The 14,459-nt window shown below is 69.0% G+C and carries 13 protein-coding genes; 7 read left to right on the top strand and 6 right to left on the bottom strand.

The annotated features are described in order from the left end of the window. Positions 1–152 precede the first annotated feature (152 nt). Genes rfbB through rfbD form a run of 4 tightly spaced genes read left to right on the top strand, consistent with a single transcriptional unit; the run spans position 153 to position 3,619 of the window. Complete coding sequence (rfbB, locus tag AC1PK7_RS18355; RefSeq protein ID WP_481099059.1) at positions 153–1,208, top strand: dTDP-glucose 4,6-dehydratase; 1,056 nt, start codon at positions 153–155, stop codon at positions 1,206–1,208. A 58-nt stretch (positions 1,209–1,266) separates the two neighbouring features. Then, entirely contained in the window at positions 1,267–2,154 is an 888-nt protein-coding gene (rfbA, locus tag AC1PK7_RS18350) for a glucose-1-phosphate thymidylyltransferase RfbA (protein ID WP_481099058.1), read from the top strand. Next, positions 2,151–2,708: a dTDP-4-dehydrorhamnose 3,5-epimerase gene (gene rfbC / locus AC1PK7_RS18345; RefSeq protein ID WP_420007967.1), complete on the top strand. Its 558-nt coding sequence runs from the start codon at positions 2,151–2,153 to the stop codon at positions 2,706–2,708. The genes rfbA and rfbC overlap by 4 nt, the downstream gene beginning before the upstream one ends. Next, entirely contained in the window at positions 2,705–3,619 is a 915-nt protein-coding gene (gene rfbD, locus AC1PK7_RS18340) for a dTDP-4-dehydrorhamnose reductase (protein ID WP_420007966.1), read from the top strand. The genes rfbC and rfbD overlap by 4 nt, the downstream gene beginning before the upstream one ends. An 83-nt stretch (positions 3,620–3,702) precedes the next feature. Here rfbD and AC1PK7_RS18335 read toward each other — a convergent pair whose 3' ends face one another. Continuing rightward, entirely contained in the window at positions 3,703–5,106 is a 1,404-nt protein-coding gene (locus AC1PK7_RS18335) for a mannose-1-phosphate guanylyltransferase/mannose-6-phosphate isomerase (RefSeq protein WP_420007965.1), read from the bottom strand. 43 nt (positions 5,107–5,149) lie between these two features. Further along, a complete protein-coding gene (locus AC1PK7_RS18330) occupies positions 5,150–6,496 on the bottom strand; it encodes a phosphohexomutase domain-containing protein (RefSeq protein ID WP_209230768.1) in 1,347 nt (448 codons plus the stop codon). 133 nt (positions 6,497–6,629) lie between these two features. Between AC1PK7_RS18330 and AC1PK7_RS18325 the strand changes: the two genes are divergently transcribed. Together AC1PK7_RS18325 and AC1PK7_RS18320 are read left to right on the top strand one after the other, a co-directional pair. Then, entirely contained in the window at positions 6,630–7,367 is a 738-nt protein-coding gene (locus AC1PK7_RS18325; protein WP_010340202.1) for a CoA transferase subunit A, read from the top strand. A 1-nt stretch (position 7,368) separates the two neighbouring features. Continuing rightward, positions 7,369–8,001, top strand: a complete 633-nt coding sequence (locus AC1PK7_RS18320) for a CoA transferase subunit B (protein WP_267118823.1) — start codon at positions 7,369–7,371, stop codon at positions 7,999–8,001. Positions 8,002–8,019: 18 nt separating this feature from the next. On the opposite strand, the gene AC1PK7_RS18315 is transcribed toward AC1PK7_RS18320, so the two are convergent. Together AC1PK7_RS18315 and AC1PK7_RS18310 are read right to left on the bottom strand one after the other, a co-directional pair. Next, complete coding sequence (locus AC1PK7_RS18315; protein WP_481099057.1) at positions 8,020–10,086, bottom strand: glycoside hydrolase family 99-like domain-containing protein; 2,067 nt, start codon at positions 10,084–10,086, stop codon at positions 8,020–8,022. After that, positions 10,083–11,726: an electron transfer flavoprotein-ubiquinone oxidoreductase gene (locus AC1PK7_RS18310; RefSeq protein ID WP_481099056.1), complete on the bottom strand. Its 1,644-nt coding sequence runs from the start codon at positions 11,724–11,726 to the stop codon at positions 10,083–10,085. Before AC1PK7_RS18310 ends, AC1PK7_RS18315 begins: the two co-directional genes overlap by 4 nt. A gap of 113 nt (positions 11,727–11,839) precedes the next feature. On the opposite strand from AC1PK7_RS18310, the gene AC1PK7_RS18305 reads away from it, so the two are divergent. Then, positions 11,840–12,481: an alpha-ketoglutarate-dependent dioxygenase AlkB family protein gene (locus tag AC1PK7_RS18305; RefSeq protein WP_481099055.1), complete on the top strand. Its 642-nt coding sequence runs from the start codon at positions 11,840–11,842 to the stop codon at positions 12,479–12,481. A gap of 379 nt (positions 12,482–12,860) precedes the next feature. Here AC1PK7_RS18305 and AC1PK7_RS18300 read toward each other — a convergent pair whose 3' ends face one another. Together AC1PK7_RS18300 and AC1PK7_RS18295 are read right to left on the bottom strand one after the other, a co-directional pair. Beyond that, entirely contained in the window at positions 12,861–13,535 is a 675-nt protein-coding gene (locus tag AC1PK7_RS18300; protein WP_420007961.1) for an ABC-type transport auxiliary lipoprotein family protein, read from the bottom strand. Then, positions 13,532–14,458, bottom strand: coding sequence for an MlaD family protein (locus tag AC1PK7_RS18295; protein WP_010340196.1), 927 nt, complete (start codon positions 14,456–14,458; stop codon positions 13,532–13,534). Before AC1PK7_RS18295 ends, AC1PK7_RS18300 begins: the two co-directional genes overlap by 4 nt. Position 14,459: the final 1 nt, after the last annotated feature.

The raw sequence follows: 14,459 nt of genomic DNA, 5'->3' as shown, positions 1-14,459 counted from the left end.
CCGGGCGCGAGGGACCATGCGAGGGAGTATGGTGGGCACCTTCGGCGGATGCGATCGCCGCCCGCGGCGACCACGACCGGTTCATATAAAGCGTATATCCTGTGTGGTTTGGACATTAGGCGCCGACGGCGCCCAATCAGGAGAGATACACAGTGGCGACTTGGCTCGTGACCGGCGGTGCCGGTTTCATCGGCGGCAATTTCGTGCTCGAGGCAGTGGCGCGCGGCGTACGCGTGATCAACCTGGACGCACTCACCTATGCCGGGAACCTGAACACGCTGGCGTCGCTGGAGGGCAACCCCGATCACGTGTTCGTGCACGGGGACATCGGCGACCGCGACCTGGTCAGCCGCCTGCTCGCCGAGCACCAGCCCGACGCGGTGGTCAATTTCGCCGCCGAAAGCCACGTGGACCGCTCGATCGATGGCCCCGGCGCCTTCATCCAGACCAATGTGGTCGGCACCCTCGGCCTGCTGGAGTCGGTGCGCGATCACTGGAAGGCGCTGCCGGACGGCCGCCGCGACGCGTTCCGCTTCCTGCACGTGTCCACCGACGAGGTCTACGGCACGCTCGGCGAGACCGGCAAGTTCAGCGAAACCACGCCGTATGCGCCCAATTCGCCGTATTCGGCGTCCAAGGCCGCGTCCGACCACCTGGTGCGCGCGTTCCACCACACCTACGGCCTGCCGGTGCTGACCACCAACTGCTCCAACAACTACGGCCCATACCACTTCCCGGAAAAGCTCATTCCGCTGGTGATCGCCAAGGCGCTGGCCGGCGAGCCGCTGCCGGTGTACGGCGATGGCAAGCAGGTGCGCGACTGGCTGTTCGTCGGCGACCACTGCGAGGCGATCCGCACCGTGCTGGCCAAGGGCAAGGTGGGCGAGACCTACAACGTCGGCGGCAACTCGGAGAAGCAGAACATCGAGGTGGTGCAGGCGATCTGCGCGCTGCTGGACGCGCGGCGTCCGCGCGAGGACGGCAAGCCGCGCGCCAGCCAGATCACCTACGTCGCCGACCGGCCCGGCCACGACCGCCGCTACGCGATCGATGCGTCGAAGCTGAAGAACGAACTGGGCTGGGAACCGCAATACACCTTCGAACAGGGCATCGCGCTCACCGTGGACTGGTACCTGAGCCACCAGGACTGGGTGCAGGGCGTGCTCGACGGCAGCTACCGGCTGGAACGGATCGGCACTGCGGCATAACCCGCGTCCCTCGCAAGAGTCCGCCCACGCAGGTGCGGGCTTCACCAGGAAAGACCTCATGACACAACGCAAGGGCATCATCCTCGCTGGCGGCTCCGGCACGCGGCTGTACCCGATCACCAAGGGCGTCAGCAAGCAGCTGCTGCCGGTGTACGACAAGCCGATGATCTACTACCCGCTCAGCGTGCTGATGCTGGCCGGCATCCGCGAGGTGCTGATCATCAACACCCCGCACGAGCAGGCGCTGTTCCAGGCGTTGCTGGGCGATGGCGCACAGTGGGGCATGGACATCCAATACGCCGTGCAGCCGAGCCCGGACGGGTTGGCCCAGGCCTACCTGATCGGCCGCGACTTCGTCGCCGGCAAGCCGAGCTGCCTGGTGCTGGGCGACAACATCTTCCACGGCCATGGCCTGACCGAGACCCTGCGCCGCGCCGATGCGCGGGAACAGGGGGCCACCGTGTTCGGCTACTGGGTCAACGACCCCGAGCGCTACGGCGTGGCCGAGTTCGACGCCTCCGGCAAGGTCATCGACATCGAGGAGAAGCCGGCCAAGCCGCGCTCCAACTATGCGGTCACCGGCCTGTATTTCTACGATGGCCAGGCCAGCGATCATGCGGCGGAGCTGAAGCCCTCGCCGCGCGGTGAACTGGAGATCACCGATCTCAACCGCCGTTACCTGGAAGCGGGCCAGTTGCACCTGGAAGCGCTGGGCCGCGGTTACGCGTGGCTGGACACCGGCACCCACCAGTCGCTGCACGAGGCCTCCAATTTCATCGAGACCATCCAGTCGCGGCAGGGCCTGCAGGTGTGCTGCCCGGAAGAGATCGCCTTCGGGCAAGGATGGATCGACGCGGCGCAGCTGGAGACACTTGCCGCTCCGCTGCGCAAGAACGCCTATGGCACCTACCTGCATGAGCTGGCTGTACGAGGATCCGTTCCGTGAAAGTGATTGAAACCCATCTGCCTGGCTGCGTGGTGATCGAGCCGGCAGTGTTCGGCGACGCGCGTGGCTATTTCTTCGAGACCTGGAACGCCGAGCGCTTCGGTGAACACGGCTTGCCGACCAAGTTCGTGCAGAGCAATGTCTCCACCTCGGCCAAGGGCGTGCTGCGTGGTCTGCACTACCAGTGGCCGCGGCCGCAGGGCAAGCTGGTCAGCGTGCTGGAGGGCGAGGTGTACGACGTCGCCGTCGACATCCGTCATGGCTCGCCGCACTTCGGCCGCTGGGCCGCGGTGGTGCTGAGCGCGGAGAACAAGAAGCAGTTCTGGATTCCGGAAGGTTTCGCGCACGGGTTTGCCGTGTTGTCGGAGCGTGCGGTGTTCAGCTATCTGTGCACCGACGTGTACGTCAAGGAAGCCGACGCCGGCGTGCGCTGGGACGATGCCGCGATCGGCGTGGACTGGCCGATCTCCGAGCCGGTGCTGTCGGCCAAGGACGCGGTTGCGCCGTTCCTGGCCGATATCCCGGTCGAGCGCCTGCCGGTCTACCAGCCATGAGCGTGCTGGTCTTCGGCGGCAACGGCCAGGTCGGGCAGGAACTGCTGCGCGCGCTGGCCGGGCAGGGGCCGGTGGTTGCGACCACGCGCAGCGGCCAGTTGCCCGACGGCAGCGCCTGCGAGCGCGCCGATTTCGACCAGCCGCAGACGTTGGGCGAATTGCTGGATCGGCTGCGGCCGACGGCGGTGGTCAATGCCGCTGCCTACACTGCGGTCGATCGCGCCGAGCAGGACGCCGAAGCGGCGCGCCGCGCCAATGCCGAATCGCCGGCGGCGATCGCCGCCTGGTGCGCGGCGCACGGCGTGCCGCTGGTGCATTACTCCACCGATTATGTGTTCGATGGCCAGGGCACGCAGCCTTATCCGGAGGACGCGCCGACCGCGCCGCTGGGCGTGTATGGCGCCACCAAGCTCGCTGGCGAAGAGGCGATCCGCGCCTCCGGGGCGCAGCACCTGATCTTCCGCACTGCCTGGGTGTACGCCGCGCACGGGCACAATTTCCTGCGCACCATGTTGCGGGTCGGCGCCGACCGCGACGAACTCAAGGTGGTCGCCGACCAGGTCGGCACGCCGACGCCGGCGGCGCTGATCGCCGATGTCACCGCGCGCGTGCTGGCACAGCGCGCGACCCTGCCGTCCGGCACCTGGCACCTGACCGCGGCCGGCGAGACCACCTGGCACGGTTTCGCCGAGGCGATCTTCGCCGAGGCGGTGGCCGCGGGCCTGTTGCCGCGCGCGCCACGCGTGCTGCCGATCACCACGGCGGAGTATCCGACCCCGGCCAAGCGCCCGGCGTATTCGCGCCTGGACGTGTCGCGCCTGCAGCGCGATTTCGCGCTGGAACTGCCACAGTGGCGCGATGGTCTGCGCCAGGTCATCGGCGAACTCGCCGCGGCAGCGCCGGCCGCCTGACCGCCGCACACGTTAAACCAAGTAGCCGAAAAACAAAGAGCCGGGCACTGCCCGGCTCTTTGCGTTTGCGGCGTGCGCCGAACTCAGGTGCGACCGTAGGTGTCCTCGAAGCGCACGATGTCGTCTTCGCCCAGATAGCTGCCCGACTGCACTTCGATCAGCTCCAGCGGCAGCTTGCCCGGGTTCTTCAAACGATGCGTCACGCCGAGCGGGATGTAGGTGCTCTGGTTCTCGGTGAGCAGCAGCACCTCGTCGCCACGGGTGACCTCGGCGGTGCCGCTGACCACGATCCAGTGCTCGGCACGGTGGTGATGCATCTGCAGGCTCAGCGTGGCGCCGGGCTTGACCGTGATGCGCTTGACCTGGAACCGCTGGCCGTTGTCGATCGAGTCGTAGGCGCCCCACGGGCGGTACACCTTGCGGTGCCAGGTGGCTTCGGAACGCCCGTCGGCCTTGATCCTGCCGACGATGTCCTTCACTTCCTGGATGCGTTCGCGATGGCCGACCAGGACCGCGTCGTCGGTCTCCACCACCACCACGTCCTGCAGGCCCACCATCGCGATCAGGCGCGAGCCGTAGGCGTAGGTGTTGCGGCAATCGATCTCGATCACGTCGCCGTGGTGGGCGTTGCCGTTGGCGTCCTGCGGCGATACGTCCAACAGCGCAGACCACGAGCCGACGTCGCTCCACTTCGCGTCCAGCGGCACCACCACCGCGTCGGCGGTCTTTTCCATCACCGCGTAGTCGATGGAATCGGAGGGACTGGCGGCGAAGGCCTCCTTGTCCAGACGGGTGAAGTCGGCATCGCGCTTGGCCGATTGCCAGGCCTTGGTGCAGGCCTCGGCGATGGCGGGCTGGAACTTGCGCAGTTCCTCCAGGTAGCGCGAGGCGCGGAACAGGAACATGCCGCTGTTCCAGTAGTACTCGCCAGAGGCCAGGTAGCTTTTCGCGGTCGCCAGGTCGGGCTTTTCGACGAAACGCTCGACCGCGTGCGCGCCGTCGCCGGCGGCGGCCTTGATGTAGCCGTAGCCGGTTTCCGGTGCGGTCGGCTTGATTCCGAACGTCACCAGCTTGCCTTGTTCGGCCGCGACGGCGGCCACGCGCACCGCGGCCTGGAAGGCGGCTTCGTCGCCGATCACGTGGTCGGAGGGCAGGACCAGCAACAGCGGGTCGGCGCCATCGCGCGAGGCCTCCAGCGCCGCCACGGCGATCGCCGGCGCGGTGTTGCGGCCCTTGGGTTCGAGCAGGATCGCATGCGGCTTCACGCCGATCTGCTGCAACTGCTCGGCCGCGACGAAGCGGTGCTCCTCGTTGGCGACCACGATCGGCGCGTGCGCGGCCACGGGTGCCGCGCGCTGCCAGGTGGCCTGCAGCATGCTCTGCTCGCCGACCAGCGGCAGGAACTGTTTCGGATACGACTCGCGCGACAGCGGCCACAGCCGCGTGCCGGAACCGCCGGACAGGATGATGGGAAGGACGTCGCTCATGGGCGGGGGAACTCCATAGTGCGTCTAGGGGAGGGTGGTGGGATCAGCCGCGCAGCAGCTCGGAGATCTCCTGGGTGCGCTGCTCCAGCAGCGCCGCATCGCCGCGGGTTTCCACGTTCAGGCGCAGCAGCGGTTCGGTGTTGGAACTGCGCAGGTTGAAACGCCAGTCGGCGAATTCGGCGCTGACGCCGTCGGTGTAGTCCAGCGTCGGTGCGTGCGAGGCGAAGTGCTCCATCACCCGCGCCACCGCGGCCTTGGCGTCGGCGACCTTGAAGTTGATCTCGCCGCTGCACGGGAACTTGCGCATGCGCGCCTCGACCAGGTCGGCCAGCGAGCGGCCGGACTGCGACACCAGCTCGGCGATCAGCAGCCACGGGATCATGCCGGAGTCGGCGTAGGCGAATTCGCGGAAATAGTGGTGCGCGCTCATCTCGCCGCCGTACACGGCGTTCTCGCTGCGCATCTTCTCCTTGATGAAGGCGTGACCGCTCTTGCACAGCACCGGAATGCCACCGGCCTCCTCGACCTGCTCGATCGTGTTCCAGGTCAGGCGCGGGTCGTGCACGACCTTGCCGCCAGGCTGCTTGGCCAGGATCGCCTGCGCCAGCAGGCCCACCAGGTAGTAGCCCTCAATGAAGCGGCCGTCGGCATCGAAGAAGAAGCAGCGGTCGAAGTCGCCGTCCCAGGCGATGCCGAAGTCGGCGCCGTGCTGCTTGACCGCGTTGGCGGTGGCGGCGCGGTTCTCCGGCAGCAGCGGGTTGGGAATGCCGTTGGGGAAGTGCCCGTCCGGCTCGTGGAAGACACGCACGAACTCGAACGGCAGGTGCGGCGCAAGCAGGTCGACGATGGCGCCGGCGCCGCCGTTGCCGGCGTTGACCACCAGCTTCAGCGGCTTGAGCGTGGCGCGGTCGACATAGCTCAGCAGGTGCTCGATGTAGGCGCTCTTGTCCGGGCGGTGATGCTCGGCAGCGGTCGGCTCAACGGCTGGCGCGGTATCGGCGGCGACGGTGTCGCGGATCGCGAACAGGCCGGTGTCGGAGCTGATCGGGCGCGCGTTCTCGCGCACCAGCTTCATGCCGTTGTAGTCCATCGGGTTGTGGCTGGCGGTGACCATCACGCCGCCGGCGGCCTGCAGGTGGTCGGTCTGGAAATACACTTCCTCGGTGCCGCACAGGCCGATGTCGATGACCTCGCGGCCGCTGGCGCGCAGGCCGGCCGACAGCGCGTCCTGCAGCCCCTGGCTGGCCAGGCGCACGTCGTGGCCGACCACCACCGGGCCGCTGCCCAATTGCCCCGCCAGCGCCACGCCGATGCGACGCGCCAAGTCCTCGTTCAGTTCGTCGGGAACGCGGCCGCGGATGTCGTAGGCCTTGAATGCGGGAAGCGACATGGAAGAGGGTCCTAGTTGGGGGAAACCCGAGTGTAACGTTACGGCGCTTAATCGGTCGTTGCGGCGGTGCGGCGGGGGTCGCAGTCCCCGAGCGGCTAAACTAGCTGTCTACATTCCAATGCGGAGCTGGCGAATGGGCGACACCTCTACCCCTGCGGGCGGGCGGCGCGGCAAGCTTTTCCCCGATGCGGCCACGGCGCTGGCCGATGTGGTGGCGGACGGACAGACCCTGGCGGTCGGCGGGTTCGGCCTGTGCGGTATTCCCGAGGCCTTGATCGCGGCCTTGCGCGACAGCGGCGTCAACGGTCTCACGGTGATCTCCAACAACGCCGGCGTCGATGGCTTCGGCCTGGGCCAGCTGCTGGCGACGCGGCAGATCCGCAAGATGATTTCGTCCTACGTCGGCGAGAACAAGGAGTTCGAACGCCAGTACCTGGCCGGCGAACTGGAGCTGGAATTCAACCCGCAGGGCACCCTGGCCGAACGCCTGCGCGCCGGCGGTGCCGGCATCCCCGCGTTCTTCACCGCCACCGGCTACGGCACGGTGGTGGCCGAGGGCAAGGAGACCCGCGAGTTCGACGGCAAGCACTATGTGCTGGAGACCGCGTTGCGCGCCGACGTGGCCCTGGTCAAGGCGTGGAAGGCCGATGCCGCCGGCAACCTGGTGTTCCGCAAGACCGCGCGCAACTTCAACCCGGCCTGCGCGATGGCCGGCAAGCTCTGCATCGCCGAGGTCGAGCAGGTGGTGGAGACCGGCAGCCTGGATCCGGACCAGGTGCACCTGCCCGGCATCTACGTCGACCGCATCGTGCACAACCCGCATCCCGAAAAACGCATCGAACAGCGCACCCTGCGCCAGAAGGACGCCTGACATGGCCTGGACCCGCGACGACATGGCGCAGCGCGCCGCCCGCGAACTCACCGATGGCGCCTACGTGAACCTGGGCATCGGCCTGCCGACCCTGGTCGCCAACCACATTCCCGAGGGCGTGGACGTGTGGCTGCAGTCGGAGAACGGCCTGCTCGGCATCGGCCCGTTCCCGACCGAGGACGAGGTCGACGCCGACCTGATCAACGCCGGCAAGCAGACCGTCACCGCCCGCGCCGGCGCCAGCTACTTCGGCAGCCACGATTCCTTCGCGATGATCCGCGGTGGTCATATCGATCTGGCCATCCTCGGCGCGATGCAGGTCAGCGAGAAAGGCGACCTGGCCAACTGGATGGTGCCCGGCAAGATGGTCAAGGGCATGGGCGGGGCGATGGACCTGGTGGCCGGGGTCAAGCGCGTGGTCGTGCTGATGGAACACGTGGCCAAGGACGGCAGCCACAAGATCCTGCCGGCCTGCGATCTGCCGCTGACCGGCGTCGGCGTGGTCGACCGCATCATCACCGACCTGGCCGTGTTCGACGTCACCGACAGCGGCCTGGTCCTGGTCGAGACCGCCGAGGGCGTGGACGAGGCGGAACTGGCCGCCAAGACCGGCGTGCCGTTCCGACGCGGCTAAGCGCCGGAACAGCGCCGCTCAGGTGCTGCGCTGCGCGTAGGCGTAGTCGGCGGACACCGGTGGCGGCTGGCCGAGCAGGTCGGCGGCGCTGGCGACGCGATAGCCGACGCACTCGGCCAGCGGCGCGACCAGCCGCTCCACCGCATGCGCCAGGGTGGCGTCGAGTTGCCCTTGCTCGGGCTCGAATTCGGACGGGCACAGGCCGCTGTCCAACAGCGGCCGCAGCGCCTGCAGGCGCGCCCAGAACATGCTGCCGGAGATGAACTGCGCCTGCGCCAGACGCGCGTCGCTGTGCCCGGTGCGGCGCAGCAGATAATCGGCGCCCGCGCGGTTGCCGCCCCAGAACTCGGCCAACGGCAGCAGATGGCCCTCGGGTGCGACCAGGCCGAGCGCAGGATCCTGGGCGAAGGCCTGCAGCACGCGCGCGGCGCGGTCGGCGCCAGCCAGGCGCTGCACCAGTTCGCTGCGCCAGGCATCGCCGTTGGATAGATGGGTGCTGCGCTTGGTGTGTAGTTTCAGCACCACGTCCACGCCGTCGCGCAGCAACCGCTCGGCCGCGTGCAGGAACGGCAGGATGTCGCGGCCGCGGTTCTCCAGCACCATCAGCTCGAACGGGAACGCGCACGCGTGCAGGTGCGCGCGCACGGCATCGGCCTGGTCGGGCGAGGTGGTGACCAGCAGACGCCAGGGCAAGGCGTTCGCGGCGAGTTGCGCCAGCAGTTCCGGCAGCACCTGCGGATACCACGCGTGGATGATCGCGTGCGGTGTCGTGTCGCGCGCCGGCAGCGGTGCAAGCGCGCGACGGGTGGCGTCGAGATAGGCATGACCCAGTCGCGCATCCGGCTCCAGCACGGCGCCTTCGGCCCATTCGTTCCAGGCGTTGACGAAGACCAGGCGCTGCTCGGCGCGGCGGCCCTGCAGCCGCGTGTGGATCGTGGTGCGCAGCCAGTCCTCGTAGCCGCGCGGCGAGGCATGCAGATAGACGCGGCCGGCACCGGGGCGGCGCGCCTCGTTGTCCCAGCCCGGGTTGACGCCGGGATACAGCAGGTAGTCGGGCAGCGGGCGCGCGGCGATCTCCGCGGCCAGGGCGCGCCAATCCAGCACGGCACCGCTGTAGTCGGGATTGAGCAGGTGCTGGTCGGCCGCCAGCGAGCGTGGATTGCTCATGTTCGGCGGGAACTCGACCGCCGCGTCGAAGCCGATGTCGCGCGGGTCCGGCCGCTCGAAGCCCTGCACGTAGGCCAGGTGCAGTTCGCCGATGCCGTGCTCTCGGCACCAGTCGCGCCAGCGCGTGGCGGTGGCCTGGGGCTCCGGCAGCAGGTGCGGGCGGTACACCAGCAGCATCGGCCGGCCGTCCACGCGCAGGCAGCGCGGGTCGCGCAGGTAGTCGGCGACGTGCGCGATGAAGTCCAGGTCGTCCTGCGCGCTGTGCGCCTGCGCCATCAGCACGTCGTCGCCGCGGCCGTCCCAGCGCCGCGACCATTGTTCGTTGGCCCAGCACAGGCAGAACGGCAGCGCCAGCGTGGGGTCGTCCAGCCACTGCCGCAGCGGTGTCTCCAGCAGGGTCTTGCCGCCGAACCAGTAGAAGTAGAAGCAGAACGCGCCGACGCCGTACTGCTTCGCCAGTGCCACCTGCTGGCGCATGCTGTGCGGGTTGCGCAGGTCGTAGAAGCCCAGGTCCGCCGGCAGCCGCGGCTGCACGTGTCCTTCGAATTGCGGCAGCGCGCGGGTGACGTTGCGCCATTCGGTGAAACCGGCGCCCCACCAGGCATCGTTCTCCGGGATCGGATGGAACTGCGGCAGGTAGAACGCCACCACGGTGGCCGGCAGCGGCGCGGGCAACGGCGCCTGCTGCGAAGGCACGTAGCCGATCGCACGCTCGTCGGCGCGCGCGCGCGGCCGGCGTTCGCCGAACCCACCGCCCACCTGTCCGCGCGGCGGTGGCGGCACCAGGTCCGCATGGCGTTCCAGGAACCGCGCGCGCAGGCGGTCGCGCTGCGCCGGCGACAGCGGCAGGGCGCGGAAGCCGGCACGCAGCGTCAGGAACAGTGCGGTCTTCAGGCGCGCGGGCAGGCCTGCGCTCACAGGTTCTGGTAGTTCGGCCCGGAGCCGCCTTCCGGCGTCACCCAGTCGATGATCGCGTAGGGATCCTTGATGTCGCAGGTCTTGCAGTGCACGCAGTTGGCGGCATTGATCTGCAGGCGCTTGCCGGCCGCGTCGTCGACGATCTCGTACACCGCCGCCGGGCAGAAGCGCGTGCAGGGGTTACCGTATTCCTCGGTGCAGCGGGTCACGCAGATCTGCGGATCGAGCACGTGCAGGTGCACCGGCTGATCCTCGTCGTGCTCGGTGGCGGCGAAGTACACGCCCTGCAGGCGGTCGCGCGGGGCCAGCTCGCGCTGTACGTAGTCGCGCTTGGGCTGCTCGTGCTCGCCGAGCCGGTCCAGGCTCTTCCAGTCGGCGCCGACCTTCAGCGTCCATGGCGAGGCGCCCTTGACCAGGGTCTCCCAGGCGCCGTTGAGCAGGCCGAACCACAGGCCCTTCTTGAAGCCGGGCTTGATGTTGCGCACCTGGCGCAGTTCGGCCATCACCTCCGAACCGCGCAGGCGCGCGTCGAAGCCGGCCGGATCGAGCGCGGCGCCGGCGGCGAGGTGTTCGGCAGCGAGCATGCCGCTGCGGATCGCCTGGTGGGTGCCCTTGATCTTGGGCACGTTGAGCAGGCCGGCGGTGTCGCCGATCAGCAGCGCGCCGGGCATCTCCACCTTCGGCAGCGACTGCCAGCCGCCGCTGGCGATGGCGCGCGCGCCGGCCGAGAGGATGGTGCCGCCGTCCAGCAGCGACTTCATCATCGGGTGGTTCTTCCACTGCTGGAAGGCCTCCCACGGGCGGTATTCGGGATCGTGGTAGTCCAGGCCGCTGACGTAGCCCAGCGCCACCTGGTTGTTCTCCAGGTGGTACAGGAAGCTGCCGCCATAGGTCTTGCTGTCGGCCGGCCAACCGAGGGTGTGCACGATCTTGCCGGGGCTGACCCGGCCTTCGGGCAACTGCCACAGCTCCTTGATGCCGATCGAGAACGCCTGCGGATCGTGCCCGGCGTCGAGCGCGAAGCGCGCGATCAGGCGCTTGGTCAGATGCCCGCGCGCGCCTTCGGCCAGCACCGTGACCTTGGCGCGGATGTCGATGCCGGCGGTGTAGCCCGGCTTGTGCGATCCGTCCTTGGCCACGCCCATGTCGCCGATGCGCACGCCCAGCACCTTGCCGTCCTCGGCGTGCAGGGTCTCGGCGGCGGCGAAGCCCGGGTAGATCTCCACGCCCAGCGCCTCGGCCTGCGGCGCCAGCCAGGCGCACATCGCGCCGAGGCTGACGATGAAGTTGCCGTGGTTGCGCATGCCCGGCGGCACCATCGGGAACTTGTGCCCGCCGTCCTTGCTCAGGTACCAGAACTCGTCCTCGGCCGCGGGTACGCAGATCGGCGGCGGGTTGTCGCGCCAGCCCGGCAGCAGCGCGTCCAGCGGCGCCGGTTCGATCACCGCGCCGGACAGGATGTGCGCGCCGATGGTGCTGGCCTTCTCGATCACGCAGACCGAGATGTCGGGGTTGAGCTGCTTGAGCCGGATCGCGAACGCCAACCCGGCCGGGCCCGCGCCGACGGTGACGACGTCGTATTCCATGACGTCGCGCTCCACTGGCTCCGGCGCATTGGCGCCGCCCTCGGTTCCCGTCATCTGCTCCGCTCCCGTTGGCTCGTTCTGGCTGCCCGCATTTTCAGGGTTTGCGCGTGAAGGGGCAAATTCCGCACGCTGGCGTATGGTGGCCGCTGGCATGCTAGCGTGGCGCGATGGAACTGGACCTGCCCGGCGCCGACCTGCGCTGGTATCCCGAGTGGCTGGACCCGCCCGTGGCCGCGGCGCTGTGCGTGCAGTTGCTGCATGAGGTGCCATGGGAGGTGCACCGCATCCGCCTGTTCGGCAAGCTGGTCGATTCGCCGCGGCTGAGCTGCTGGATCGGCGACGCCGACGCCAGCTACCGTTATTCCGGCACCCGCTTCGCGCCGCACCCATGGCCGGCGGCGCTGCTGCCGCTGCGTGCGCGGCTGGCGGCCGAGACCGGGGTGCCATTCAACAGCGTGCTCGTTAACCGCTACCGCGACGGCCGCGACGCGATGGGCTGGCACAGCGACGACGAGCGCGAACTCGGCCCGACGCCGGTGATCGCCTCGCTGAGCCTGGGGGCCACGCGTCGCTTCGTGCTGCGCCATCGTCAGCAGCCGGCGCTGCGCCAGGCGCTGGAACTGACCTCCGGCGGGCTGCTGCTGATGGCGGGCGACACCCAGCGTCTGTACCGGCACGCCCTGCCACGCACCGCCAAGCCGGTCGGCGAACGGATCAACCTGACGTTTCGCCGCATTGCGCATGATCCCTTCTCCCTTCGGGACCATGGCGCCCTTTTCGGGGGGAAGGTGCCCCGAAGGGGCGGATGAGGGTTGGGTTGCTAGGGATGCGTCTGGGGAAAATAGTTCCTAGCGGCCGCACCCTCACCCCCCGGCCCCTCTCCCGGTGGGAGAGGGGAGCGAAGCCTTGATCCCTTCTCCCTCCGGGAGAAGGTGCCCCGAAGGGGCGGATGAGGGTCGGGTTGCTAGGGAGGTATCTGGGGAGGACTCTGCGGCCGCCGCACCCTCACCCCCGACCCCTCTCCCGGTGGGAGAGGGGAGCGAAGCCTTGATTCCTTCTCCCTCCGGGAGAAGGTGCCCCGAAGGGGCGGATGAGGGTACGAGTTGTTAGGGAGGCATCTGGGGGAGATGGCTCCCTGGCGGCCGAACCCTCACCCCCGGCCCCTCTCCCGGTGGGAGAGGGGAGTCATCAGCGCCGCGGCGGCTTCGGGCTGGCCGGCGGCGGCACGCTGGGCGCCAGTGCGGTGGCGGCGTCGGCCTGGCCCTGCTGCAGGGTCCAGCCGACCACGTCGTGGCCGAGTTGCGACATGGCCTGGCCGAAGGCGTCGACCACCTGCGATTCGGCGGTGCCGGCGGCGGGCTGGGTCACCAGGAAGGTGCGCGAGGCGACCACGCGCTGGTCGGCGCTGTACAGCAGCTTGGCGTTGAGTTCGATGGTGGCCGACGGCACCGTGCGCCCGGCGTAGTCCGATTCGAAACGGCGCAGGTCCAGCAGCAGCTTGTAGTCGGCGCGGATGCCGGTGCCGAGCCGGGCCACGCCCGGAATCCGCCCGGAATCCTCGAACGCGCGCAGCAGCATGTCCTCGAGCATGTCGGTGGCCGGCTGCGCCCAACTGACGCCGCCGTACACCTGCAGTTCGTCCGGCGTCGGCCGTACGGCGATGCGCGAACTGTCGACCACGCGCGCGGCGCTGGGCTTGGTCAGCGCCAGCTGCCAGCTCACCTGCGGCCAGGCCGGGTCGGCGGTCACCCGCACGTCCGGCGCGTAGATCGTCACCGGCGCCTTGCTGCCGCCGGGCAGCGAACAGCCGGCCAGCAGCAGGGCCGGCACGGCGAGCAGGAAGAGGGCGCGCATCGGCTTCATTTAGGTTTGAACTCCTTCGGGGCGTCGCGGCCGAGCAGGTAGCGCGCGGGGTTGTTGTCCAGGCGGTCGCTGACCCGGCGCAGGTCGCGGATCAGGCCGCGCAGTTCGGTCAGGGTCGGGCCGAGCTGGCCGAGGCCGTCGTTGGCGAAGCTGTTGATCGCCGAGCGGTTCTCGCCAAGGATCTTGTCGGCATTGCCGGCGGCCGAATCCAGCTTGCTCAGCGTGTCCTCCAGCTTGTCCAGGATCGGCGGCAGCTGCTGCACCAGATTCTGGTCCAGACGCTGGATGGTGCCGTTGGTGGTCTTGAGCGTGGTGTCGAGGTTGCGCGCGGCATCGCGCGCGCTGACGATCAGCGACTGCATGCCCTGGTCGCGGTCGGCCAGGCCGCCGCTGATGGTTTCCAGGTTGTGCAGGGTGGCGGTGATGCTGGCGACGTTGCGGTCGCTGAGCACCTCGTCCAGGCGCTCGACGATGCGGTTGGCGGTGTCGGTGATGTTCTGCAGCGCCGAGGGCGTGGTCTGGATGATCGGCGCATCGCTGTTGTCGATCGAGGTCAGCGCCGGCGCTTCCGGGGTGCCGCCGGAGAGCTGGATGATCGACGGGCCGGTCAGGCTGGTGATGCCCAGCTTGGCGCGGGTGTCGCTCTTGATCGGCGTGGTCGAGTTGACCCGGATCCGCGCCACCACCTGGCGCGGGTCGTTCGGCGCCAGGGTCAGCTCGGTGATCGAGCCCACCGCGATGCCGTTGTACTGCACCGGGCTGCCGACCGACAGGCCGGTCACCGCCTCGCGGAACACCACGCGGTACTCCTGCCAGGTGCGGTCGGAGGAATACTTGGCGGCCCAGAGTCCGAACAGCAGCAGCGCGATCCCCACCACGATGGTGAAGGCGCCGATCAGCACGTAATTGGCTTTGGTTTCCATG

It is taken from the genome of Xanthomonas sp. NCPPB 3174 (assembly GCF_056725205.1).
This window is presented reverse-complemented; position numbering and strand designations above follow the sequence as displayed.

Bases quoted from the DNA above. Each gene is read 5' to 3' on its own strand.
- rfbA (WP_481099058.1), top strand. From the start codon at position 1,267: ATGACACAACGCAAGGGCATCATCCTCGCTGGCGGCTCCGGCACGCGG.
- rfbD (WP_420007966.1), top strand. From the start codon at position 2,705: ATGAGCGTGCTGGTCTTCGGCGGCAACGGCCAGGTCGGGCAGGAACTG.
- AC1PK7_RS18335 (WP_420007965.1), bottom strand. From the start codon at position 5,106: ATGAGCGACGTCCTTCCCATCATCCTGTCCGGCGGTTCCGGCACGCGG.
- AC1PK7_RS18330 (WP_209230768.1), bottom strand. From the start codon at position 6,496: ATGTCGCTTCCCGCATTCAAGGCCTACGACATCCGCGGCCGCGTTCCC.
- AC1PK7_RS18325 (WP_010340202.1), top strand. From the start codon at position 6,630: ATGGGCGACACCTCTACCCCTGCGGGCGGGCGGCGCGGCAAGCTTTTC.
- AC1PK7_RS18320 (WP_267118823.1), top strand. From the start codon at position 7,369: ATGGCCTGGACCCGCGACGACATGGCGCAGCGCGCCGCCCGCGAACTC.
- AC1PK7_RS18310 (WP_481099056.1), bottom strand. From the start codon at position 11,726: ATGACGGGAACCGAGGGCGGCGCCAATGCGCCGGAGCCAGTGGAGCGC.
- AC1PK7_RS18305 (WP_481099055.1), top strand. From the start codon at position 11,840: ATGGAACTGGACCTGCCCGGCGCCGACCTGCGCTGGTATCCCGAGTGG.
- AC1PK7_RS18300 (WP_420007961.1), bottom strand. From the start codon at position 13,535: ATGAAGCCGATGCGCGCCCTCTTCCTGCTCGCCGTGCCGGCCCTGCTG.
- AC1PK7_RS18295 (WP_010340196.1), bottom strand. From the start codon at position 14,458: ATGGAAACCAAAGCCAATTACGTGCTGATCGGCGCCTTCACCATCGTG.